This is a genomic window from Rivularia sp. UHCC 0363 (assembly GCF_034931125.1).
Lineage (GTDB): Bacteria > Cyanobacteriota > Cyanobacteriia > Cyanobacteriales > Nostocaceae > Rivularia.
The window spans coordinates 70,073-94,855 of record NZ_JAYGHM010000025.1; the positions used below are offsets into that span (position 1 = coordinate 70,073).

Below are 24,783 nucleotides of genomic sequence, written 5' to 3' on the forward strand. Positions count from 1 at the left end.
CTGTGTTTATTTCTGAGTTGATGGTATAAAGCCAGAATTATTTAAAATTTCTACACCTTTTTCACCAAAAATAAAGTCTAAAAATTCTTGAGTTGTTGCGCTTGGTTGTTTACCTCGAACAATACCAATATGACGCACCATTTTATATTTCCCGGACTGAATATTCTCTTGGGTCGGTTCTACATTATTCAGACTCAAGCGGTTGACTGGTAATTTATTGGAAATAGTATAAGCAAGGGAAAAAGCCCCAATACTATAAGGAGTATTTTGCAAAGCGTTGATTAATTCTGGTTCGTGACGCATAATCGCGGCTTTTGGTGCATTTTCTAATTTCCCCAGGTAATACTCGCGTAAAAGCTTCTTTGCTGACTCGTCTTCTGGACGGTCTAAAACCACAATTTCCGCATTTGGTCCCCCTAATTCCCGCCAATTCGTCACCGCTCCACTATAAATTGCTTTTATTTGCGATGTTTGTAAGTTACTTACTCCCTTAACGCTCTCGTGAGTTGCTACTACTAATCCATCTGTAGCAAGTTCTTTATATATTGCAGAACCATCGTCTTCTTCTGGTTTCAATTTACGACTGATACTACCAACATCCACTAATCCTTTTTTGACCCCAGAAATACCACTTTCGGATTGGCTTTTGGGTAAAAAAATCAATTTAACGTTGGGATTTTGAGCCTCGTAAGCATCAGCTAACGTCTTAGTGGCTGCATGAGTACTGCTCGAACCAGTAATTTTTATTTCCTGTTGAGTCTTAATCTCTGCTTGGGTAGTGGTGTTAGAAGTGCAGCTAGGAAGACCTAGTAAGGCAGTCATCCCAAATACTACTGTAAATAATAGGTTTGGCTTCATTGAATTTGCTTTGAGATAAGATATGTAAACTAGTCACGAAGTTGTTCTAGTTATAGATTTCCCAAATTCGCCGGATAAATTGAGATATTCTCCTAATCTTTAGCTTTTCTTTAACACCTTATGACTTACTTATTATTCTTAAGCATCGGCTTCGCGATTATTTGGTTAGCGATAAATATAAAAGAGGAAGTTTATCGTATATCTGCTCTGATAATGGGAACTTTAATTTCAATTTGGGGTTTTTCTTTAAGCCCCACATCTTTTCAAGTATTAATTGAACTTGCGGGAGTTGTATCTGTATTTTCTTTTTGCGTCCGCTGTTGGAGTAAGGATTAAGATGGGGAATAGGTAATAGGTAATAGGTAATGGGTTAAAAAATATTAGTTAAACATTTATAATCCAGTCTAATATTTATTTATTACTCTTTAGCTTAATCACTTCTAACTATTCTCTTACTTAGCGAGTAATTTTAAAATTTACAATGGATTCTTATACATAATGTCAGTAATAAAAGAAATTAATCACGCGAATGCTTTAATTGTTGGTGCTAGTCAGGGGATTGGTTTGGGTTTTGTAAAAAGTTTATTGCCAGACAATAATATTGCTAAAATTTACGCAACCTATCGTAATGGCGATCGCGCGACGGAGTTAATCTCATTACAGAAGGAATATTCCCAAAAGTTAGTTTGTCTCTCGATGGATATTACCGAAGAGTCGCAAATATCTGCTGTTGTGGAACAGATCGGCAAAGAAACAGACAAGCTACATTTGGTAATTAACTGCATCGGAATTCTACATGAAGGGGAAATGCAGCCAGAAAAAAGCCTCCGACAAATTAATCCTGAAAATTTGATGCGCTATTTCCAGGTAAATAGTATCGGGGGAATATTATTAGCCAAACACTTACAGCCGTTGTTTAAACATAACGAAAAAAATATTTTTGCCTGTATTTCTGCCAAGATAGGAAGTATCGGGGACAACCGTTTAGGTGGTTGGTACGGTTATCGAGCATCGAAAGCAGCACTAAATATGTTTATGCGAACTACGGCAATAGAATATAGTCGAAGATGCCCCAAAACAATCGTAGTTACCTTACATCCAGGTACTACAGATACCAACCTTTCCCAACCCTTTCAACGCAACGTATCCCCAGAAAAGCTATTCCCCGTTGATCGCACTGTCAATCAATTACTGAGTGTAATCTCTAACTTGAAACCAGAAGATAGCGGCGAGTTTTTCTCCTGGGATGGTAGCCATTTACCGTGGTAACTTTGTGAAGATACAGGTAAATAATGTAGAGACGTTGCAGTGCAACGTCTCCCAAGATTTGATTCCCAACCGTAAATTTACCACCGTGTATATACAAACCTGTCATTTGCCTCAAATCCTATTCCTGCCATGTATATACAAATTACTCCTCATTCCCCAACCCTTCACCCCGTGCAAACATTTCAATCACTTCACTGCGGCTGAGTTGATGTTGCTCGGCAATTAAAGCCAATTTCTCCCAAGCTGTATCGGTAAGTCTCATCGAACGCAAGCGTTTTTGCTCGGTTTTATAATCCGACTCAAATTTACCCGAATCGCTACGATTACATCGATGGGATTTATGTTTTGTGGCTGAAACGCTTTGATTGCTGGTTAATAAGTAGATTAAATTATTAATCAATCTATCTTGGTCGATGGGCATGATATCTTTACCGTGTAGCACTTCACTTGTCATCACGAAATGCATGAATGTCCCCATGAATATTCTGGCTGCTACTTCTGTATCGGGTAAATTTAATTCCTGATGAGACTCGAAAAATTGGGTTAAATCCTGTAAAACCGATTTTTTAAAGTTATTTACGAAAGCTCTTGCTAATTGGGGAAAGCGTCCTGACTCTCCGATAATTATCCGTAATAATCCTAGCGCTTCTTCATCGCCCATCATCGCGAATAGCATACTGTTTGCTAAACGACGCAAAATAACCCTGACTTCTCCTGATGTCGATCGCGCTTTTTGGGGATTAAATACGGCTTGATATTTCTGTTTGATTAATCGCTCGATTAAAGCCAGAAATAAACTTTCCTTATCCTGAAAATGGCTATAAACCGTGGTTTTAGATACTCCGGCTGCTGCTGCAACTCCATCCATACTAGTAGCTGCAAAGCCATGTACTAAAAATTCTTGTATTGCTCCTTTGAGAATAGATTCGGCTTTTTCGGATAGTTGTGGTTGTTTCATGAGTTACGGAGTAGGAAGTAGGGAATTCATCCTTTAGTTAGATACCCCTTGACATTATTGTACTATACAGTATAGTTTATTAGTATAGCTAAACCGATTAGTACATTTTTTATTTTTATCATATCCAGGAGGCACCCAATGGTGCGCGATACAGCAGCTAATAATAACGATAATTTCTCGTTCAAACCTAATTCTCGGCAACTATTGATAATGGCGATCGCCGCAACAATTGCCGTGGGTGGTGTAACTACTTACAGGCAAGTTAAGACGGAATCGAATGCAGCAAAAGAAGCTCAGGTTGTTGTACCTGAAATTACGAAAATCACTGCTTTAGGAAGTTTAGAACCCAAAGGAGAGATTGTTAAGGTTTCCGCACCCACATCCAGCCAAGAAAATCGAGTCGAGCAACTGCTGGTTAAGGAAGGAGATAAAGTTAGTGCTGGACAAGTAATTGCGGTTCTTGATAATAAAGATAGACTGCAAGCGGATGTTGTTAAAGCCGAACAACAGGTAAAAATTGCCCAAGCTAATTTAGCAAAGGTGAAAGCAGGTGCAAAAAGCGGTGATATTACGGCGCAAAAAGCCACAATTGCCCGTTTGGAAGCACAATTAGAAGGCGATCGCGCTGGTCAAGCGGATGCGGTTATTCGGCTGCAAGCCCAGTTAGCAGGTGATATTGCCGCGCAACAGGCAACAATTGAGAGAATTCAAGCGGAAGTCAGAAACGCACAAGCCGAGTATCAACGCTATCAGCAGCTATATAACGATGGTGCTATTTCGCGGTCGATTTTTGATAGCAAGCGTTTGGGAATGGAAACAAGTCAGAAGCAACTGAGTGAAGCAAAGGCTGTTTTAACAAGAATTGAAGCCACAGGAAGCAAGCAAATTAGCGAAGCTCAAACTGCTTTGAAACGTATTAACGGTACCGGAAGCAAGCAAATCAGCGAAGCCGAAGCTACATTAAATAGTGTTTCTGAAGTGCGATCGGTAGATGTGCAGGCACAATTCGCGGAAGTTAAGGATACTATAGCGGCTGTAAATCAGGCAAAAGAGAAGCTCAAACAAGTGTACGTGCGGAGTCCCCAAGCTGGTGAGGTGTTGGAAATACATACTCGTGCAGGGGAAGTAGTTTCCAGTGACGGAATTGTCGAGATTGGAAAAACCAGTGAGATGTATGCAAAAGCGGAAGTTTATCAAACAGATATTAGTAAAATAAAAGTCGGACAAAAAGCCAAGATTACCAGTAATTCTTTACCAAATGAATTGCAGGGAGAAGTGGAATGGATTGGTTCCAAAATCCGTCGTCAAACAGTTATCAATACCGACCCTAGCGAGAATATTGATGCAAAAGTTGTAGAAGTTCGCGTGCGTTTGGACGATCAATCTAGCGAGATAGCGAGCAAGTTTACCAATTTGCAAGTTGAGGTGGAAATTAGTAAGCAGTGAGCAATTGAGTAAATGGCTCAAATTAAAAACCTCACCCTCAATCCCCTTGGTAAGGAGAGGGAAGCTGGAAGCAAATGAGGTCTTCTTATTTTATCTTTAATTACATCTGTTTACTTAGCAAAGAATAATCAATCTAAAATCTAAAATTATATTATGACTGGGTTTATTGCACAATTACGGCGGCGCACTCCTTTGGGATGGCTGCAATTAAATCATGATAAAGGTAGGCTATTAGTAGCACTTTCTGGTATTGCTTTTGCTGATGTTTTAATGTTCATGCAGCTTGGTTTTCAAGGGGCTTTATTTAATAGTAATACTCGTTTGAATAGGACTTTAGAGACAGATATTGTATTGATTAGTCCTAAAGCTAAGAATATGCAGAGTTTATCTACATTTTCAAGACGAAGACTGTATCAAGCAAAAGATATAACTGGGGTTAAATCTGCTGAACCCATGTATGTCAGTGTTGTCAAATGGAAAAATCCCCAAACTAAGCAAGAAACTTCGATTCAAGTGTTAGGAATTGAACCAGATCGACCGGCTTTAAATTTACCGGAATTAAAGCAGGAATCGTCGTTACTCAAGTTACCAGATACTTACTTATTTGATAGAGGAACCAAAGGGAAATATACAGAAGTTATCGCTGATATTGAGCAAGGTAAAACCGTGAATACGGAAATTGAAGGACGTACCATAGACCTAAGAGGATTATTCTTTTTAGGAACTTCCTTTGGTGCGGATGGTAATTTAATTACTAGTGGAGATAATTATTTAAGATTGTTTCCCAAACGTCAAGCTAGCAGCATTAATTTAGCTTTGATTAACGTCAAACCAGGTTATGACCCTGTAGAAGTCGCGAAAGACTTGAAATATCGGTTTCGAGATTTTGACGACATTAAAGTTCTTACCCATGAAGAATTTATTCAATTTGAAATAGACTTTTGGTCGAGGGAATCTCCCATTGGTTTCATCTTTACTTTGGGTACCGCAATGGGATTTATTGTAGGGGTAATTATTGTTTATCAAGTACTTTCAACCGATGTTAATGCTCACATGAAAGAATACGCGACATTCAAAGCAATGGGATATCGCAATTTCTACTTATTAGGTGTAGTATTTGAAGAAGCATTGATTTTAGCACTACTAGGTTTTATACCGGGTTCTGTACTACCTTTAGGACTCTACCAACTAACAAAGCAAGCAACAAATTTACCGATCGCGATGACCCTAGCACGAGCAACCACAGTATTTATCTTAACCGTAATTATGTGTGCTATCTCCGGCGCGATCGCAACTCGTAAAGTCCAGTCAGCAGACCCCGCTGATATGTTTTAATAGTTAGGAGTTAAGAGTTAGGAGTTAGAAATTTAAAGCTCGTAATTATATTACCTCTAACCTTTAACCTTTGACCTTTGACCTTTGACCTCTAACCTTTGACCTATTCTTTAATATGTCTTCTGTAATTTCTATTCAAAATCTTGACCATTTTTTCGGTAAAGGAAAGCTCCGCAAGCAGGTATTATTTGATATCACCTTAGAAATAAATGCTGGTGAAATCATCATTATGACGGGACCTTCTGGTTCTGGTAAAACGACGCTGTTAACCTTAGCCGGAGGTTTGCGATCGGCTCAATCTGGTAGTTTACACGTATTGGGTCAAGAACTATGCGGTGCTAGTGCGAGAAAGTTGACGCAAGTCAGACGCAATAACGGTTATATCTTCCAAGCGCACAACTTACACGGCAGTTTAACAGCTTTGCAAAACGTGAGAATGGGTTTGGAAGTACATAAAGACATTTCCACAGCCCAAATGAGAAATCGTTCGATTGAAATGCTCGAAGCGGTAGGATTGGGTGAACGTGTAAATTATTACCCGGACGACCTATCGGGAGGACAAAAGCAAAGAGTTGCGATCGCTCGTGCTTTGGTAGCTGAACCAAAAATCGTCCTTGCTGACGAACCGACAGCAGCATTAGATAAAAAATCCGGTCGTGATGTGGTGGAATTGATGCAGAGTCTAGCAAAGGAAAAAGGCTGCACGATTTTGTTAGTTACTCACGATAACCGCATTCTTGATATCGCCGATAGGATTATATACATGGAAGATGGACGTTTAGCGAATAATCCCGATGTTGTTACTAAAGTTGCCTAATTGTGATTTTTAGAAGTTGTGATAATTCAAAATCTAAAATCTAAAATTAATTAGATTTAATTACAGGTACCACTCGTCGTTGAAAAGGTAATTCTAAATGATCGCTAAGTTCTTCGATCAGCCATTCTAATTCCGTTTGAGTTATTCCGGTAAGTTTGTATTGCTTATTTCCAGCCCAAACAATAATTGTGGGTGAAATTTCTTTATAAATAGTTTTCCTTTTGGAACTTGTGTTTTCTTGGAGAAAAGAGTTGGTATATTCCAACTTAATTATATCTTTACGGAGAGATGGGCGGGGTCTTTTGAATTTAAAACCGAAAATTTTGTAGATTAGAGAAATTTTATTTTTATCTATAACCAGCCGAGTTTCTCCATATAATTCAAATATAAATTCTGCCCATTGAAAAAATCCTATCCAAACAATAGTTAATGAAATAAGCCATCCAAACAGCGGGAAATTCCTAAAAACCATGAGGAAACATAGTCCAATAAAAGTAGACAATAGATAACTTATTAGTTTTATTGCTGAACTAAAAATCCATCCCGGTTCTGGCTTAATAATTTCTATGTTCTCAGCAGTTTTGTTTAATTTAATTTTGGTATCAAATGGTTTAATTGCGGTATAGTTGGCAAAACTTAAATTAACTTTATCTGGTTTTTGCAAAGTTTCTAAAGCTACTTGAGCCGAACTAAACCTTTTTTCTTGACTCGGTTCTAATACCTTTTTCAACCAATTAGTAAAATGCCGACTTAGTTGGGTTTTCTCCTCAAACTGAATTTGTAAATCTTTTTGAGGTAAATCTGCTGGATGAGTTCCAGTTGTCAGATAAATTAAAGTTGCTCCCAAACTGTACAAATCGGAAGTAGGAACAGCACGTCCACCAAAATGTTCTGGTGACATATAACCGTAAGTTCCGACAACAGTTAAAGTACCACCTTCAACAGTGGTAATATTCTGTACCGAGCCAAAATCGACCAAATAGACTTCACCAACGCTATTCCCCGAACGGTTGGTCAGTAAAATGTTGCTGGGTTTGATATCGCGGTGGATAATTGAGGGATTGCGATCGTGTAAATAAATTAAAATATTTAATAGCTTTTCGGCGATTTCTTTTAACTCAGCTTCGTTGAAAGTACGTCCCGTTTTAACTTGTTCTTCCAACGATTTTGCATCAATATAGCTTTGAACTAAAGCAAAACCTTTAGTATCGGGTGAATCGACCTCAAAAAAATCGAGATATTGGGGAATCGTAGGATGAGATAGATTTTGTAAAATTTGCGCTTCTCGTTCAAATAGTTTTAAGCTATCCCATTCAAAATCGCGATCAAGCTTGAGTAACTTGACCACAACTAAATTTTGAGTTTGATTATCTAACGCTAAATACGTATATCTTCCTGGTTTTTTGCCAAGTTGCTCTTGGATCGAATAACGGGAACCGAATATGTCACTTTTCATATTTTTTCTTAAAGTAACTTTTTGCGATATTAAAACTTCTACACTTTATTTTTGTTAAATTACTTAAACCGCACTATTAGATAATGTGATACTAGCTTGAATTAAATTGTTCCAAGTACATATATCTGTTATAGCAGTAATAAATTATCTGTGAGAATTTCGCGAATCCGGTTTGTTAAACAATACTTTCACTACATTTAAAAGATTGAGTATAAATAAAAACTGAGTAAATATAACTTAAAGCCGGATATATGAGGAAAAATAATTGCCAATCTCCGAAGAAACCAACCAAGGTTGATAGTTATTTATGCAGGACGTTTAGCAGTTAAACTTTCTTTAGTTCGCGATAAAATAATTAGGTATCACTATCAAGAATTAGTAGTTGTACAAATAGCTTTTTAGAACCATTTAAATTATGCCCCTGCAAGAAGAGATAGACAAAACAAGGCAAGAAATTCGTACAGATGGATATTCCATGTCTATCGGTGAATGGATTAGCCTTTATCAAAATAATGAAATTGATATTCATCCCAGTTTTCAAAGGTTTTTCCGTTGGTCTGACCATCAAAAGTCAACTTTCATAGAGTCAATTCTTTTAGGTATACCAATTCCCCCAATTTTTGTTAGCCAAAGAGATGATGGGATTTGGGATGTTGTTGATGGTGTTCAAAGATTGTCTACTATATATGAATTCATAGGTATTTTAAAAACAGATGCTGGAGAACAAGATAAATCGACCGTAGCTTTGCAAAAAACCACTTACTTACCTTCTTTAGAAGGCAAAAAATGGGACGATCCAAATGACAAAGATAATTCTCTTACTCAAGCACAGCGTTTATTAATTAAGCGAGCCAAAATTGCAGTTAACATTGTTGAAAAAGAAAGCGATGAAATGGTTAAATACGAACTATTTCAAAGACTGAATACAGGAGGAGCCATCGCTACACCTCAAGAAGTAAGAAATTGTATTCTCTTAATGTTAAATAAAGATTTATATGATTTGATGCGATCGCTTGCTAATTATGAATCATTCATAAGTTGTATTGCTTTAAGCGATAAGCTTTATGAAGAGCAGTATGATATGGAATTAGTCTTACGTTTTATTCTTCTTTTTGATAAAGATGAGGAAAGCCTTAAACAGTTGAAGGGAGATGTCAGCGTTTTCCTTACAGACGGAATCCGTGAAATGGCTCGTAATAAAAAATTAGATTATGGCCATATAGAAAAAGCTTTTAAAAAAACATTTGATGTTCTGAATGAATCTTTAAGTGACGAAAGCTTTAAGAGATACAAACCCGAACAAGATAGATTTCTTGGAGGCTTTTTATTATCAGCATATGAGGTAATAGCATTAGGAATTGGATACCACTATCAAAATCCACCTGAAAAAAAGCAAATAATTTCTCAGGTCAAAAGTATTTGGTCAAATTCAATTTATCAGGAATCGTCGGGAGCAGGAAAAAATGCTGCAAGACGTTTACGTCATCTTATTCCTCTTGGTAGAAAGGTCTTTTCTCCCCAATGAAGCTTAGAACTGCTGAACAGCTAATTGATAGACTATCTGAGGAGCTTATTTGGCGAAAAAAAGAGCTTTCAGAAGTTAAATCATTGATAGAAACTAAATTTTCTATTTCTAAACATAACGCATTAATTCGTAGTGGGATATGTCTTCTCTATGCTCATTGGGAAGGTTTTGTTAAATTAGCTGCAAATTCCTATCTTGAATACGTTAGAATGCAAAAACTTTGCTATAAAGACCTTGCTAGTAATTTTTTGGCTTTAGCAATGAAAGAAAAACTTAATCAAGTGAAAGAGACGAATAAACCTTCATTATATATACCTGTTTGTAATTTTTTTTTGGACGAATTAAATCAAAGATGTGAGCTACCGAAAGATGTAATTTCTACCGCATCAAATCTCTCTTCTGAAATTTTAAAAGAAATAACTAGTATCTTGGGAATTGATTTTTCACCTTACTCAACAAAATCCGTATTAATAGATACCAAGCTTTTAAAGACAAGAAATGAAATTGCCCACGGGGAATATTCAATATCTGATAAAGAAGAATATTTAGAGTTACATACAGAAATAATTGCAATGCTTGATATATTCCGTAACCAGATCGAAAATGCAGCTATTAATGAAGACTATATACGAAATTAACTGTCATTGAATTTAAAAAAAATTGATGTTTTATATATGGTTTTATAAAATTGAATATTCGCGTTTTAATACTAAATCTATGAAGACGTTACAGTGTAACGTCTCTACATGAGGTATTTGTGTGTAAACAGGATTAAAAAAATTAGACTTTACTGGAATGTATTTGACGCTGACTAACAATAATCATCCCTTTATGTAAAGCTTCTAAACGTGTATTAACTGGATTTTGTTCTAGGACTCGTCGCAAGATTTTTAAACGTCGCAATCGGTCTTCTACTATGCCGATAGCTCCGACAAGATACACTGTTCGTCGATTTTCGTAGGCTTCTTTAACGATATTTTCTATAGCTAAAGTTGCAGTCACACCAACATAAGGAACTTCGCTTAATTCTAAAATTAGAACATCGTAATCTTCTACAATTGACATTTGCTGTGAGATGGCTTTTGCTGCACCAAAACTCATTGGGCCACCAAGACGAAATAATAAAATCCGACCATTGGCTTGGCTTAAAATCAGTTCTTCTTCAACACTCAAACGCAATTTGTGATTATTTCCGTTAGGAATTGTTACTGCTTGAACTTCTTTTGCCTGTAAGTCGGATAAACGCTTGAGAGTTAATAAATTAGCACAAAATACTCCAACCCCTACAGCAGTAATTAAATCCACAAAAACTGTGAGAAATAACACACAATACATTAATGCGGTCGCCCGGATTGAGATCGTATGGGCGCGTTTAAGAAAACTCCAATCGATAATATCTATACCAACTTTGATTAAAATACCCGCTAAAACCGCATTAGGGATGTTTTCGGTTAATTTCCCAGCACCTAGAACAATTATCAATAAAACTAAAGCGTGAACCATTCCTGAAATTGGAGTTTTACCCCCAGCACGGACGTTAACAACGGTTCGCATTGTTGCACCCGCACCCGGTAATCCTCCGAATAAACCGGCGAATAAGTTACCGATTCCCTGTCCGATTAATTCTTTATCGGAATCATGAGTTGTGCGAGTAATATTGTCCGCAACTAAGGAAGTTAACAGCGAATCGATAGACCCCAAAGTTCCCAACATCAAACCATAACCTACCATGTCCTGTATCTGGTCTAGTTTGAATAGGGGTAAATGCAGCTTGGGTAAACCTGTGGGAATTTTACCGATGACTGGAATATTACTATCAGGAAATATAAAAACAGAAATCAGCGTACAAACGACTAACGCTAATAAAGGTGCGGGAATAATCCGATTTAGTTTTGGAGGGGAACCGAATACTATAATCAGCGTTAAAATAGCTAAACCCGTTGCGACTGGGTTGGGATTCGCGATGAATTTAGACAAATTTTGCAGCGATTGGACTACATTCGCAGAACCTGGATATCCGAAAAACGGTCCGATTTGGATAAATAAAATAATAAATCCAATTCCCGACATAAAGCCGGAAATTACCGTATAAGGCATCAAAGTGATATATTTGCCCAAACGCAACAATCCAAAAAGGATTTGAAATACTCCCCCCAACATCACCACAGTAAAGGCGATCGCCAAACCCGTTTCTGGATTTTTGTTAACTAAGTTACCAAATACCGTTGCCATTACCACTGTCATCGGACCTGTGGGACCGGAAATTTGCGCTGGAGTTCCACCAAATAATGCTGCAAAAAAACCGATAAAAACAGCACCGTACAGCCCCATAATCGCTCCGTCATCTGGTGATACTGAAACCCCAAATGCTAAAGCTAAGGGTAAAGCAACAATTGCAGCAGTCAAACCACCAAATAAATCCCCGCGCAGGTTCCTAAAATGTAAGCCGTGAACAAGTTGCATAGAGATTACGAGTTAGTTAAGAGTTAAGAGTTAGGAGTTGTTGAGCCTTTAGCTTATCTCTAATTTAAAATCCAAAATATACACGGATATTGCTTAAATTGCACCGTGCTATTTAATAAAAAATATTTTATTTATTTCATCTAAATCTATTCAGTTATATAAAAAAATGGTATTTTGCTGTAAACATAAATAAAGTTTACAGCGAACTAATTGATTATTTACTTTTGTCGGAAAAAATACTTTTAAATATTAATTATCTGTCGCTGATGTTATTTGTATATATTTACCTATTCCCAATTTCCAATGCCCCATTACCAATTACCAATTCATAAACTAAATTCAGCAACATCATCTTCATCAACTTCTGTATTATCGCCTAATGTAGTAGGTTGAAATTCAGAATCATGGATGATCTTACCTAAACTAATCTGGGGATTTTGATGCAAGATACTCAACACGCTGATGAAATCGCGGACAATTTCGCCGGGAGTAAGTAAAGCTTCAGCCCCCAAACGATTAACAATTTCTGTCACAAATTCTTTTAAATCTTTAGTCGTCAAAGCTTTTTTATAGCTGTAGTTAAGAGCGTGAATATCGGCTAATCTCTCTAATAATGTTAGGATTTCTGATTCGCTCAAAGGATTCAACTTCATTACAGGTCCGTTGAATTCCTGTACTCCTGCTTTGGCAACAAAACGACTTTCTTTAGTACGTCTTCTCCACGCTGAATCTGAAAATAAACCCCGATTTGGGTCTTCTAAAAACTTTACCGTTCCACCGATAATTACGCCTAAATGTTCGGCTTTACACTGCATTGTATCGTTAAAAATTCCTAACAATCTATTATAGTTTTTCTCGCGACTAACTGTAGGCGAAATTTGATACAAATGCACTGCTTCATCTAACAAAACCAACAAACCTTTATAACCAATTTCAGCAACAAATTTAGCGAATAACTTAACGTAATCATACCAACTTTCATCGTCAATAATTACCCGTACTCCTAAAGCGACTCTTGCTTCAGTTTTAGTATTAAATTCTCCTCTCAACCACCGCAATGCAGCATTTTTTAAATCGTCATCATCCGAACGATATCCTCTCCAATAAGCGACAATTACGCTACCAAAATCAAACCCGTGGACTAAATCTTCGATATATTGAACTACTTCTCTAATTTTGGTTTCTACTGTATCGTCAAAACCTTCATCCAACGGACGCATTCCGCTTTCTTGGGCTACTTCCTGCTGAATTTTATTGATCCATCCTTCCAAAATGGAAACCAAAGCACCACCATCGGGACGAGTTTTTGTAGCAAGACGACTCATTAATTCTCGATAAGTAGCCAAACCTTCATTATTAGTTCCCGCTAATCGTCTTTCCAAAGATAAATCGGCATCGGTGACGACAAAACCTAACTCCATCGCTCGATTACGAATAAGTTGCAGCATAAAGCTTTTACCGGAACCATAATTACCAATTACAAACCGAAATGCTGCTACTCCTTCGGCAACATCTTCGATATTTTTTAAAAGGCTATTTAATTCCTTTTCTCTACCTACTGCAATATGTTCTAATCCAACTCTAGGTACTACTCCCGCACCTAAAGAGTTTATCAAAGCTGTAGATACTTTTTTAGAGATTTTTGGCTTTGTCATTCGATTTTAGATTTTAGATTACCCTGCGGGAAGACGCTTCCGCGTCAATAGATTTTAAATTTTGGATTTTGTAGTATAACTTATGCTGGTAGATACTATATAGCACATCCGCAGTAATGAACCTAATTAATCATATAGCATTCCTCAATCTAATCATAGATTGTAAAGAAAGCGGGAATTGTCTATGGGATTTTTTTGAGAATTCAAAACTTCGCTTATTTGAGTATAATGAATTTCTTTATTCTTTTTATATTCAAAATTATGATTCAACTACTTGGTGAGTTTTTGCTCGGGGCTATTTTGTGGATATTTGCCGAAATAATATTCTATGGGCTGTGCTACTTTACAGGTAAACTCTTAATTCATTTGGTAACTTTTGGGAAATATTACCCTGGTGATGTGATTAAAAAGAAAGAACTACGTAAATCTCAAAGAGCTAAAGGTAGAAAATTTACTTATATAAAAGATAAGAGGAAATATATAAGTTTTGAGACTGTATCATTGATTGGTCTGATATTTTGGGTAATAGTTGTATTAATATCATTGGCATTTATTTCTTACTCAGCATAAGCCTAGCTTTAGTTTAAATAAAATAATTTAGTGACTCTTCAGCCTTCCTTAACTAGAAGAATGTTCTTTACTCTTAACCTCTTCAGACATCGCAATTAATTTTTGAATATTCTGCTGGTATTCTTGATAAATTTGGGGAATATCGTTGCTCGTGGAAATAATTAATTCGCCAATTGTATCTTGAGCGCGTCCGTTGATAGAATCAATTAACAAACTTGGCATTGTAATATTTTCTTCAGCTATCTTTTTAATCGCAGAATTAGGATCGTCTCCTAATACTGCTTTTAAGACTTGAATTTCATGTGCTGGTAAATTTTGCAGCAAATCCTGCCAATATGAAGGTAATTCTGACGATGTACTCTCTGTTGGTTCAATGGTAATTGTTTCGATCAAGTCAGCAAAAGGAAATTCTGTTTCTTCCTGTTCTTGAATCACCGATGGTTGACTATCCAAGTTTTCTAATTGTTGGAGTAATTCCCAAACCTGGTTTTGTAACAAGTCTCTTTCTTCTTGAAGTAATGAAGTTTGATTTTTTAATTGTTCTAGAATATTTCTTTCTTCTACTGTCTGGTTTTTTAATAACTTTAAGTTTGCTTCTAACCTTTCTTGTTTCTTATTTCTACTAGATAATAGCTCTTTTTGCTTTTTCTCTTCACTTTCTAATTCTTGAATCTGGACTCGTAACTCATATAATTTCTCTTCTAACTGAGGTTTAAGTCTTGAAAGTAAAGTAGAATTATTTTCTAATTCCTCTTTCTCTTGCAGCAGTTCGCCGATTGTAGCGTGTAATTGGGTGATCTCAGATTTCGATACATTACAATTTAAATCCAAACGTCGCTTTTCTGCGGAAATATTATTTAATGAATTGTTCGCTTCTTCAGTCGATTTCTCTATATGCTTAAATTCATTTCGGAGACGAATGACATCCGATTCTAATTGCTTTTTTTGAAGCGCAAAAGTGCTTAATTCTCGGTTAAACGAATCTCTTTGATTGCGGCGATCGCCAACTTGGTTTTGTAGTTGATTTGACTCAATAAGTAAAGCCCGACGATGAGCTTCTAACTGACTGACTTCTAGAGCAATTCCATTTTGTACGTTTTCTAGTTCTTTGATTCTTTTATAAAACGAATCTGAAACCAGTAATTCATGATTTCTACGTCTTTTGTCTGTTCTTTTATCTACGATAAATGTCGCTGTATACGTAGCAAGTATAGTTATAATGCCGGTAAATATGGCACCATAAAAATTCCAGGTGAAAACGAAAGCCAAACCGAAGCTCACCCCAAAAGCAACTATACCTATAATAAATCGATTACTCACCCTATCGTGCATATTACTGCTTGTTTTTAACATAGTCCATTTATCTAAATATGTTGCCACTGCATTAAACCTCACATCTGAAATTTTTATACCCCGATGCTGTAGTTTTAATCATTCAGCTTAAATATGAGTATAAAAAAATAATTCATAAGTCAATATATCTATCTAAAAAGATTATTAGGGGAGTAGGGAGCAGGGAGTAGGGAAGAGGGAGGAAGGAACGGGAAAGTTAACTGTAACTTTTTGTTGCTCATAACTAATTGCTTCTCAATCTAAGATTAACAATATAATTTCTCTTCCTACTCCCAATTCCGAATTCCCTACTCCTTACTCCCTATTCCCTTATCATCACTACAGTTTTTAACGTCTATCAACTCAATTGTTTTTTCAGCTTTTAAAAAATCTACAAACTGTCTTGCTGTTCTTCCAGAACGACCATTATGACGAGTTGCCCATTGCAAAGCCTGAAATTCTAGTTCTTCTGTACTAATATCGATGTTAGATATTTTTACCAGATGTCGGACAATTTGTAAATAGGCATTTTGAGAAGCGGGTTCAAAGGTCAAAGTTAAACCAAAGCGATCGCTAAATGAAAGTTTTTCCTGTACGGTATCCCAAGCGTTGACTTCATCGGATTCCTTGGGTCGGGGTCTATCTGCAAAAAACTCCCGAATCAAGTGACGACGGTTGGAAGTTGCGTAAACTACAACATTTGGCGATCGCGCTGTTAAGCTTCCTTCTAAAACAACTTTGAGGGCTTTGAAAGCATCGTCATCTTCCTCGAAAGAAAGGTCATCAACAAAGATTATAAATTTTTGCGGTTGATTTCGTAAGCGTTCTAGAATTCGCGGTAAGTTTTTAAACTCAGATTTTGCAACTTCTATCAAGCGTAAATTGCGATCGGCATATTCATTTAATAAAGCTTTTACTAAGGAAGATTTACCACTACCGCGACTCCCGTAAAGTAAAACGTGCAGCGCTAGTTGTCCTGACAATAAAAATTCCGTGTTTTTGATTAAAGTTGCTTTTTGAGATTCATAACCCACTAATTGATCCAACTTGACTGCATCGGGATAGCGGATACCAGTAAATTCACCCTGCTGCCAGCAAAAAGCTTGATAATCCGCAAACATACCTGTACCATACTTTCGATAGAATGCTGCTAAATCTTCCACAGCATCAGACCAATCTGACAAGTTCCGTAATTTCTCAATCTGCGGTAACTGGTGAGTAGCTGCTATGTTCTGCCGTTCTGTATACCATACCACCGGCAAAATCGGTAGATGGGCTACACACTGCACCCATTCACCCAGAGTTGCAATGCTGCATTCATGGAAACTTTGCAGAGCTTGTAGATCGTGTTTCGCAGCTGCAATCAAAGCCGGAGGTATTTCCGTTTGTAATTGGACTTTATTGCTAAAAGGATTGTCGTCTACCAAAATTTGAGAAATCAAATATTCTTCCCAATTTTGATTTTTGCTAGCTAAAACTTTGAAGAAATAGCTGTAAGCCTGGAGAGTGTCTCGTGCTTCAGCGTTAGGGTAGCGTATCGCTTGCAGTAAATCAAGAAAGGCTTTACCTATTTCCCCTTCAAGTACAGATTGGTAAAGTAAAAGAGAAGCTGCTTGACGTTGGAGAAATTGAACTTTAGCAATAATCGCTCTTATATTCATTTATTGTTAGAGAATAGGGAATGAGTTGGAGAAAGATTCAACGTTAATTTTCTACCGACGCACAGAATAATAGCTGGAAATCGACACAGGTTTTAACAATGCAAAGTATTTTGGCTGCTGGTATATACGGCATCTTTTCAATTATCGGTGGCATCATTGGCTACAAGAGCGCTGGCAGTAAAGTTTCTCTGATTAGTGGTACTATCTGCGGTTTATTATTGCTGCTTGCCGCTTACCTGCAATTTCAAGGACAAATATTGGGTTTAACTTTAGCTGTGGTTATTACCAGCATTTTAGTAATTGTTTTCGCTATCAGGCTCGGCAAAACACGTAAATTCATGCCAGCAGGATTGATGGTTGCTTTGGGTCTCATAGCGTTAGCAATCATGTTGTTTCAATTAATAGGAAGATGAAAGGGAGTTAGGAGTTAATAGTTCTTAATTACCAATGCCCTATGCCCAATGCCCCATGCCCAATTCCTTATTGCAAATAATTGTAGATATTTAATTAGTAGAGAAATACTGAATATCAAATAATATCTGTAAACAAGGGTTTTTTTTGACCTTTAATCTTGCTTATTAAGAATTATTTCTATAATGGGAAAAACTTTTAAATTTCAAGCAATTCGCCGTGGGAACATTATGTAGAAATGTTGCGAAACGAGAATAATCCTCAAATACTCCGTAAAAGGTTATCTCAGAGATTTAATGGTTTTACGTAGAATTTCGGTTAATTAGGATTGTTGATAGTCTATGAAGATAATTATTAGGCTATGAGTAAAGAAAAATAATTGTATTCTTCCGGAATTTAGATAAAATCTCTTGTACTGTGTGAGTACTAGCTGTTGTAAGAGATAATTAAATTAATGTTTGCTAATCTGCTGGCTGTTCAAAAAAGGAATCTTGGGAAAAGAACAGGCATTAAAAGGTTGAAGCACAAATATCTATATTCGCGTAAGTAAAAATTTGAATTAAGATTAAAGATTTCACAGTGTAATAAGAGTGAAACTTAAAGCAATAGTAAAGAATTAATTGGCATTTTGGCAGGTTTTTCTCAGTAAAATCCGATATGAATAGGGAGTAGTCATCATTTTGTTGAGATTCTCTTGAAAACGGGCTTTGTTGGGGAATGCTGTCATTTAAGCCAAAACCAAAAAAAGCTAATTTTAAAGGAATCTAAGGAAGTAAGGCATAAATGAAATTTTCACTATCTTCTCAAAACGTTATCCAGTACCTGCACGAAGCAGGTCTGAGTAGCTCAGAAGATGGCGCAACCGCCGATGCAGATTTGCCACATAGTAGTAGCCGTAAAAATCTAAATATACTGGTTACTTTGGCTCCAAATCGCAAGCTTTTGGTTAAACAAGAACTAGCCCAAGAATTTAATGGTATCCCCCATGAATTCTTTAATGAATGGCTGTTTCACCAACTGCTAGAATCGTTCCCAGTTCTCGGCAATACAAGTGCGTTGTCTCCGCAATTAGTACATTACGACGAGGAAAATTCTATCCTTGTGCGTAACTACCTTTGGGAATACCGAGGACTGGAAAGCTATTACAAGCAGAAGTTGTATTTTCCTCCAGAATTAGCTTCTTCGATAGGCGATAATTTAGCAGCACTGCACCGTGCAACTTTTAAATGTCAAAAGTACCGTGATTTTATGGCTACTGCTCCAGTTGGGCAGATTCGCTATCAGTACTTTAATCCAGCACAGGGTATAGATTATCTTGAACCTGAGATTTTTGGCAAAGTTAGCAGTGCGGGGCTTGCATTTTACTCTCGCTATCAAAATTATGACATTTTAGAATCCGCGATCGCCGAGTTAGCGTCTTCGTTTAATCCTTGCTGTTTAACTCACAACGATTTGAAACTAGAAAATATTTTAGTACATTCTCGTTGGCAGCATTTGGATAATGCCGAAGTGAAGCTGGTTGATTGGGAAGCCTGTGCTTGGGGAGACCCTGCTTACGATTTGGGAACTTTGTTAGCGAGTTACTTGAAAATTTGGTTATCCAGTTTAGTTGTAGATTCTACTTTGGAGTTAGAGGAATCTTTGGAATTAGCGGCTATTCCGCTGGAGATTCTTCAACCTTCGATGTTAGCTTTAACTGAAGCTTATCTTAGAGCTTTCCCAATGATTTTAGAGTACCGTAAAGATTTCATCCAATCGATTGTTAAGTTTGCCGGTTTAGCCCTGATAAATCAAATTCAGAGCGAAATTAACAGCCAGCAAAATTTACATCATACTAGCTTAGCTACTCTTGAATTTGCCAAAAACATCCTAACCAGAACCCCCGAATATGTAATAGATATTTTTGGTAAGTCAGAACTGCAAATTCTCAAATCTTTTCTACAGTCTGCCAAAATTACTGCGGATAAAAGGGAGAACAATTTAATTCCCCTTTATTACGAAAAGACTCGCCTGCGTGGGTGTTAATTAAATCAATTTTAGATTGTTATTCTAAAACTTAGAATCTAGATTTGATTCATCAAAAGTCAACAGTTAACAGTAGTCATCAATTAATAAATGATTGCTGTTGACTTTTCTTTTCTCTTGTTCGGATTGAGAAGTCTGGTTTTTAGATAGGAGTATCTGTAGCAAACTGACAAATTTTATAAGAACCCGACGAATATCGAATTCACATATATTTAGGTTGCATTTATTCATCACTTCTCATTGATAAATTTCGATAAAATAATTATGATAACTTCTTCTAAAAATTCTCTATCAAATACTTTCTACGATATCGTTAGTAAAATAAAAATAGAATCTAACTTTTCCATTCTTCATCCCGATTATCAGCCATTTGGTTTGTCTGCTTTAATGGCAGAAACACTTGAAAAAAGTTCTATAAAATTACAAAACAAATACCTTACCTTATTAGTGCGAAACTTTCTGTACGGTATTTATTACAATAACTCTCTACAAAGTGTATTAGCGGCTAATACCAGTAATCCCAACCTTTTATTACATCAAGATTTAGAAAATAATTGCGTATTTGAAATTGATCGGGAATTTTACAATCAGTTACACGAATATAATCGCGGTACGGGTTATTGCGATCCCGATTGGCAGATATTGCGAATCGAACCCGATGGTAGTTTGGCTGTAACTAAAGCTGGTTTAACGCTACACGTTGAAGAGAGTCATTTAGAATCAACAACTACCGCTAATATTAACGATCTAATTGCGATCCGACTACCAAAAAACCGCTTAAATAACGGCTTTTATTTAGCAGTTAGTAACTCAAGTAAAAAACAAGAGTTTGATACGAGTATATTTTTTAACTTAAATACCGAAGGTACTATTGCATTAATGGATAGTTTGACAAAGCAATTAAACGACGCTGAAATAGCCTTCAACTTTCAAGTTCCCCATCATCCTTTAGGTTGCGATCGCTATGATGCGGGGATACTGAATTTTCAACGTCAAGACTACCTGATAATACAGAAATTGCTCAAAGACATTTACACAGAACATCAATCTTATTTTCAACCAGAAATACCGTTATTTGCCAAGTTTTTAGCACCGGGATTAAGTTTAGCCGAACAGCCAGTAGAAAAACCCCTTAGCAAACAAAGTTTCGGCGTAAATCGTTGCCAAATTATAGCTAATGCTTTATTTGCAGCATGGGAAAAAGATATTAATTCACCTGAAGAAAAGGTAAATATAATTCGTCAGCATTTCGCGGGAAAATTCGTTGATTTAGAACGTCCTTACCTTAATGCAAATTCTGAAGATATTTATAATTGGGCATAGGGGATTGGGGATTGGGCATGGGAAAATAGTGAACATGGGAAGATATATAATCTAAAATTTTATAATTCCTAACTCCTAACTCCTAACTCCTAACTCCTAACTCCTAACTCCTAACTCCTAACTCCTCGTATGTCTTTTACTTACAATCGGACTATTCGATTTCAAGATACTGATGCTGCTGGGATTGTATACTTCGCGAATGTTTTAACTATATGTCATGAAGCTTATGAAGCAGCTTTAGAATCATTAGGAATTGATATTAAGCAATTTTTTACAAATCCATCTACTGCTTTTCCCATCGTTCATGCTGATGTAGATTTCATGCGTCCGATGTATTGCGGGGATAAATTAGTTGTTAACTTAACTCCTTTAAGAATCAGCGTTGAACAGTTTGAAATTGATTATCAAACTTATATAAATGAGAAATTAGCCGCTAAAGCAACGACACGTCATGTTTGTATTGATGCAGCAAGCAGAAAGAAGATAGGATTGTCAGCAGAAATAGTGAAATGTTTGGAGAAGTTGCGTTAAAGGCTGTTTTTAAACCCCGTTAGCCCTCACCCTCCAAGGGTGGGGCTACAATAACAAAGCCCACCTGCGTGGGCTAGGAAGTAATCAAAATTTGTATTAGCTAGATATATAACGGTTTTCAACTGGTTGACACTCCCCTTCAATTTATTGATGGGGATTCTTGCTTCATCCGTCCGCCCTAGAAACCTAAATACAAGTATTCAAATTTCCCCGTTTGGATACGTCCACAAGCTTACACGGACTGCCCGACCGCGTTTGAAATAATTTATTAATTTTTCACTTTACTCTCATATTTGTACAAGATTTTGGGATTATTGCCCCCAGGGTTCCGGATCAAGAGCCGTCCGCTAGACCTACTAGGCTTTTTATATGTGCGCTTTACCGCTTCGATTAATATACCACAAAAAGCTTATAAGACTGGCGACTAAAGTCGCAAGCGCACTACACTCCCATAATTAGAAATTAGGGGCACTGTGCACGTTCCCGGTAGAATACAGACTAAACCTCACCCCGTCCTTTCGGACACCCCTCTCCTTACCAAGGAGAGGGGAAGGGGGTGAGGTCTAATTTTGTACTCGACTCAACCCAAAAGCGCTATAGAATTGCCTATAATCTGAGCGAGCGTTGTTGAATCAGCAATAAATTACAAAAATTTATTTTGAGGTATGCCAATTGAATTAATACCTTAATTGCAGCCCGTGCAGACGGGCTTTGTTTCTGTAGCCCCACCCTTCGAGGGTGCGGGCGATTTTAACAATTATGTAATAGGCAATGACGTGTATTCCATAGCAATATCATAAAGCTTCTGACGATTGATTTTACCTTGAGAATTACGAGGTAAGGAATCAACAGCAATCCAAATTTTAGGAATTTTATATTTACTCAGCTTCTTCTGAAGTAAAACTTTAATATTTTCATTTAAAATCTGGGAATTATTCGCAACACAAACAGCCGTTACAACTTGTCCCCAATGGCGATCGGCTAAACCAATTACGCACACATCAGCTACCATTCCAGTTGCTCTAATTGCGGCTTCAACTTCTGCGGGATAAACGTTTTCTCCGCCAGTAATTATTTTATCGCTATTTCTTCCAACAATATTTAAATAACCTTGTTCGTCTAAAAAAGCTAAATCATCTATTTGTAAACAAGTCTGTATTTCACCATTTAAAGGATAGTAACCAAGGGTTAAAGATTCGGCTTGAATATGAATGCTGCCAATTTTATTAGTTTTTAAAAACTCTCCCTCACCAACAATTTGTACTTTCGCATGAGGAAGAATCTTGCCGCAACCAACTTTACCTTTAAGAAAATCCTCTGGTTTTAAAGTCGCAATTTGAGAAGCAGTTTCCGTCATTCCGTAGGTAGGAGCTAATCTGATATGGTGAAATTTGGCTTTTTGTAATAATTCATCCCAAGCTGGCGCACCTCCTAAAAGTACGGTTTCAAATTGACTAAGCCATTGAGTTAAATCTGATTTTTGTAATAAACGTTCTAACTGAGTGGGAACTAAAGATATAAAAAAATCTAAGTTATTTTTAAATACATTATTAATATCAAATTTATCTCTAGATTCAAGCATCTTAAAAGGTAAAATAGCTAACTTACCACCAGTTAGAAAACAGCGCATAAACTGCATTAAACCGCTAACATGATATAGCGGTAATAGACAAAAAGAATTAACTTTATCTATTTGAAAATATTCTTGAAATCCCCTCACAGAAGCCGTCAAAGTATCCCAAGTATGAACGGCAAATTTAATTTTACCCCCAGAACCCCCCGTAGCAATCATTATATGTGGGGATTGGAAATGGGGCTTTGTAGATTGGGGATTAGGATTATACCAATTTTCCGTTCCCCAAATAATATCGGGTTCAACTAAATCAAATACTTGCTGCCATTCTTGTTTTCCCCAGTCGGGATTGCAGAGAAATACCGGGCAATTCTCTCTACAAGCAGCAATAAAACTGGCTAAAAAACGCACTGGCTGGCGTTCGTTTAAAATGATTTTTGGTAGAGCAGAATATGTTTCCTTAAATCGAATTATATCTAAATCAAATTTTTTAATTAACTGACCAAATAGATGACTATCTTCGCAAATTAAGGCATCATTTTTTATAAGATTATTTACAAAATAGCTGAATTTGTTTTCCATAAATCCAAACACATTTCCTCATCTTCTGCAAAATAATGATTGACACCAAAGCCTACTGCCCTTTTTTTATGCGATAATTCTGCGGCTAATGATAATGCAGCATCTCTTCCAATAGAGGTTTCAAAAACCGATGAAAATACAGTATCAATTTGATGGATTGAACAAAATTGGCGTAAGCGTGACGGGGAACCAATTATACCGGCTTTGATTACAAAAATTTCTCGCCAACCTTTTTGGTAACAATTTTCGAGTTGTTTGATTGTAGCTACAGATTCATCTAAAGCTATTTTTGTGATGTAACGCTGGCTTAATTCCAGCATTTGCGACAATTGATTAACCGAAAGCGGCTGCTCAATGAATTCGATTTCCAAATGTATATCATCATTTATATTGATATCATCGCATTTTTGCAGCCAAATCTCAGCTTCGCGATCGCTTAATCCTCCATTCGCATCCAATCGCAGTTTTGTGACTGGTAATTCTCGAACCAGTAACTCAAAGATAGATAGTTCCTCAGTGATGGAATAAACGCCGATTTTCCACTTGAAAGTACTTGTACCATGCTCCCACAGTTCTCGCCATTGATTTAAAGCAGCTTTACCAGCCGGTAATAATCCGCTAGAAGTAATTTGAGAAAACACAGTAGAACTATCTTGTATTACCATTTCTCTTGCTGACTCAAACCCAAACTGACAAGCAGGTAATCGATCGGGAATCGAAAAGATCTCCTCATCAGTAATCTTGTTAGATAACTTTTGACAGAATAAAACTGCTTGTTCCCAAGTTTCCGAACCAAACCAGCTAATAGGAGCAATTTCTCCCCAACCGACTCGATCGGTTTCATCCATAAGACGAATAATAACTCCATCCCGAGTTTCCCAAACACCGTGGGACGTGTTTAAGGGAGTAAGAAATTTGCGACGATAAGGACGAAATTCAAATTTGTAAAACACCTGGCAGTTTTAGATTTTGGATTTTGGATTTAAAGAGTTA

The 24,783-nt window shown here is 36.8% G+C and carries 21 protein-coding genes; 12 read left to right on the plus strand and 9 right to left on the minus strand.

Annotation, left to right across the window (positions count from 1 at the left end; genetic code table 11):
* Nucleotides 1-6 precede the first annotated feature (6 nt).
* Nucleotides 7-858, minus strand: coding sequence for a substrate-binding domain-containing protein (locus tag VB797_RS15935; RefSeq protein ID WP_323238684.1), 852 nt, complete (start codon nucleotides 856-858; stop codon nucleotides 7-9).
* 120 nt (nucleotides 859-978) lie between these two features.
* Between VB797_RS15935 and VB797_RS15940 the strand changes: the two genes are divergently transcribed.
* Both VB797_RS15940 and VB797_RS15945 read left to right on the plus strand, forming a co-directional pair.
* Nucleotides 979-1,194: a hypothetical protein gene (locus VB797_RS15940; RefSeq protein ID WP_323238685.1), complete on the plus strand. Its 216-nt coding sequence runs from the start codon at nucleotides 979-981 to the stop codon at nucleotides 1,192-1,194.
* Nucleotides 1,195-1,356: 162 nt separating this feature from the next.
* Entirely contained in the window at nucleotides 1,357-2,127 is a 771-nt protein-coding gene (locus VB797_RS15945) for an SDR family NAD(P)-dependent oxidoreductase (RefSeq protein ID WP_323238686.1), read from the plus strand.
* A 142-nt stretch (nucleotides 2,128-2,269) separates the two neighbouring features.
* On the opposite strand, the gene VB797_RS15950 is transcribed toward VB797_RS15945, so the two are convergent.
* The gene (locus VB797_RS15950) at nucleotides 2,270-3,085 is read right to left on the minus strand and encodes a TetR/AcrR family transcriptional regulator (protein ID WP_323238687.1); all 816 of its coding nucleotides are present in this window, start codon (nucleotides 3,083-3,085) and stop codon (nucleotides 2,270-2,272) included.
* A gap of 138 nt (nucleotides 3,086-3,223) precedes the next feature.
* On the opposite strand from VB797_RS15950, the gene VB797_RS15955 reads away from it, so the two are divergent.
* From VB797_RS15955 to VB797_RS15965, 3 genes are all read left to right on the plus strand, one after another.
* The gene (locus VB797_RS15955; protein ID WP_323238688.1) at nucleotides 3,224-4,531 is read left to right on the plus strand and encodes an ABC exporter membrane fusion protein; all 1,308 of its coding nucleotides are present in this window, start codon (nucleotides 3,224-3,226) and stop codon (nucleotides 4,529-4,531) included.
* Nucleotides 4,532-4,684: 153 nt separating this feature from the next.
* A complete protein-coding gene (devC, locus tag VB797_RS15960) occupies nucleotides 4,685-5,866 on the plus strand; it encodes an ABC transporter permease DevC (RefSeq protein ID WP_323238689.1) in 1,182 nt (393 codons plus the stop codon).
* 115 nt (nucleotides 5,867-5,981) lie between these two features.
* Nucleotides 5,982-6,683: a DevA family ABC transporter ATP-binding protein gene (locus VB797_RS15965; RefSeq protein WP_323238690.1), complete on the plus strand. Its 702-nt coding sequence runs from the start codon at nucleotides 5,982-5,984 to the stop codon at nucleotides 6,681-6,683.
* 46 nt (nucleotides 6,684-6,729) lie between these two features.
* Here the strand turns inward: VB797_RS15965 and VB797_RS15970 are convergent, their stop codons facing one another.
* Entirely contained in the window at nucleotides 6,730-8,139 is a 1,410-nt protein-coding gene (locus tag VB797_RS15970; protein WP_323238691.1) for a serine/threonine-protein kinase, read from the minus strand.
* A 415-nt stretch (nucleotides 8,140-8,554) separates the two neighbouring features.
* On the opposite strand from VB797_RS15970, the gene VB797_RS15975 reads away from it, so the two are divergent.
* Complete coding sequence (locus tag VB797_RS15975) at nucleotides 8,555-9,664, plus strand: DUF262 domain-containing protein (RefSeq protein WP_323238693.1); 1,110 nt, start codon at nucleotides 8,555-8,557, stop codon at nucleotides 9,662-9,664.
* Nucleotides 9,661-10,302: an MAE_28990/MAE_18760 family HEPN-like nuclease gene (locus VB797_RS15980; RefSeq protein ID WP_323238694.1), complete on the plus strand. Its 642-nt coding sequence runs from the start codon at nucleotides 9,661-9,663 to the stop codon at nucleotides 10,300-10,302. The genes VB797_RS15975 and VB797_RS15980 overlap by 4 nt, the downstream gene beginning before the upstream one ends.
* A gap of 142 nt (nucleotides 10,303-10,444) precedes the next feature.
* On the opposite strand, the gene VB797_RS15985 is transcribed toward VB797_RS15980, so the two are convergent.
* Together VB797_RS15985 and VB797_RS15990 are read right to left on the minus strand one after the other, a co-directional pair.
* Nucleotides 10,445-12,127 (minus strand): SulP family inorganic anion transporter, encoded by a 1,683-nt coding sequence (locus VB797_RS15985; RefSeq protein WP_323238696.1) that lies wholly within the window; start codon nucleotides 12,125-12,127, stop codon nucleotides 10,445-10,447.
* Between the two features lie 326 nt (nucleotides 12,128-12,453).
* Nucleotides 12,454-13,782, minus strand: a complete 1,329-nt coding sequence (locus VB797_RS15990; protein ID WP_323238697.1) for an ATP-binding protein — start codon at nucleotides 13,780-13,782, stop codon at nucleotides 12,454-12,456.
* A 261-nt stretch (nucleotides 13,783-14,043) separates the two neighbouring features.
* Between VB797_RS15990 and VB797_RS15995 the strand changes: the two genes are divergently transcribed.
* Nucleotides 14,044-14,352 carry a hypothetical protein gene (locus VB797_RS15995; RefSeq protein ID WP_323238698.1) on the plus strand — a complete coding sequence of 103 codons (309 nt, stop codon included), beginning with the start codon at nucleotides 14,044-14,046 and terminating at the stop codon, nucleotides 14,350-14,352.
* A gap of 48 nt (nucleotides 14,353-14,400) precedes the next feature.
* Here VB797_RS15995 and VB797_RS16000 read toward each other — a convergent pair whose 3' ends face one another.
* Nucleotides 14,401-15,705 carry a tellurite resistance TerB C-terminal domain-containing protein gene (locus VB797_RS16000; protein ID WP_323238699.1) on the minus strand — a complete coding sequence of 435 codons (1,305 nt, stop codon included), beginning with the start codon at nucleotides 15,703-15,705 and terminating at the stop codon, nucleotides 14,401-14,403.
* 287 nt (nucleotides 15,706-15,992) lie between these two features.
* Nucleotides 15,993-17,345, minus strand: coding sequence for an ATP-binding protein (locus VB797_RS16005; RefSeq protein ID WP_323238700.1), 1,353 nt, complete (start codon nucleotides 17,343-17,345; stop codon nucleotides 15,993-15,995).
* A 98-nt stretch (nucleotides 17,346-17,443) separates the two neighbouring features.
* On the opposite strand from VB797_RS16005, the gene VB797_RS16010 reads away from it, so the two are divergent.
* The 4 genes from VB797_RS16010 to VB797_RS16025 all read left to right on the plus strand — a co-directional run bounded on the left by VB797_RS16010 (nucleotide 17,444) and on the right by VB797_RS16025 (nucleotide 21,635).
* On the plus strand, nucleotides 17,444-17,758 hold the full coding sequence (locus VB797_RS16010) for a TMEM14 family protein (RefSeq protein WP_323238701.1): 315 nt from the start codon (nucleotides 17,444-17,446) through the stop codon (nucleotides 17,756-17,758).
* Between the two features lie 781 nt (nucleotides 17,759-18,539).
* A complete protein-coding gene (locus VB797_RS16015) occupies nucleotides 18,540-19,781 on the plus strand; it encodes an aminoglycoside phosphotransferase family protein (protein WP_323238702.1) in 1,242 nt (413 codons plus the stop codon).
* Nucleotides 19,782-20,045: 264 nt separating this feature from the next.
* The gene (locus VB797_RS16020) at nucleotides 20,046-21,104 is read left to right on the plus strand and encodes a T3SS effector HopA1 family protein (protein WP_323238703.1); all 1,059 of its coding nucleotides are present in this window, start codon (nucleotides 20,046-20,048) and stop codon (nucleotides 21,102-21,104) included.
* A gap of 129 nt (nucleotides 21,105-21,233) precedes the next feature.
* Nucleotides 21,234-21,635, plus strand: a complete 402-nt coding sequence (locus tag VB797_RS16025) for a thioesterase family protein (RefSeq protein ID WP_323238704.1) — start codon at nucleotides 21,234-21,236, stop codon at nucleotides 21,633-21,635.
* Nucleotides 21,636-22,392: 757 nt separating this feature from the next.
* Here the strand turns inward: VB797_RS16025 and VB797_RS16030 are convergent.
* Both VB797_RS16030 and VB797_RS16035 read right to left on the minus strand, forming a co-directional pair.
* Nucleotides 22,393-23,790 (minus strand): 2-succinylbenzoate--CoA ligase, encoded by a 1,398-nt coding sequence (locus tag VB797_RS16030; RefSeq protein WP_323238705.1) that lies wholly within the window; start codon nucleotides 23,788-23,790, stop codon nucleotides 22,393-22,395.
* Entirely contained in the window at nucleotides 23,763-24,743 is a 981-nt protein-coding gene (locus VB797_RS16035; protein ID WP_323238706.1) for an o-succinylbenzoate synthase, read from the minus strand. The genes VB797_RS16030 and VB797_RS16035 overlap by 28 nt, the downstream gene beginning before the upstream one ends.
* Nucleotides 24,744-24,783: the final 40 nt, after the last annotated feature.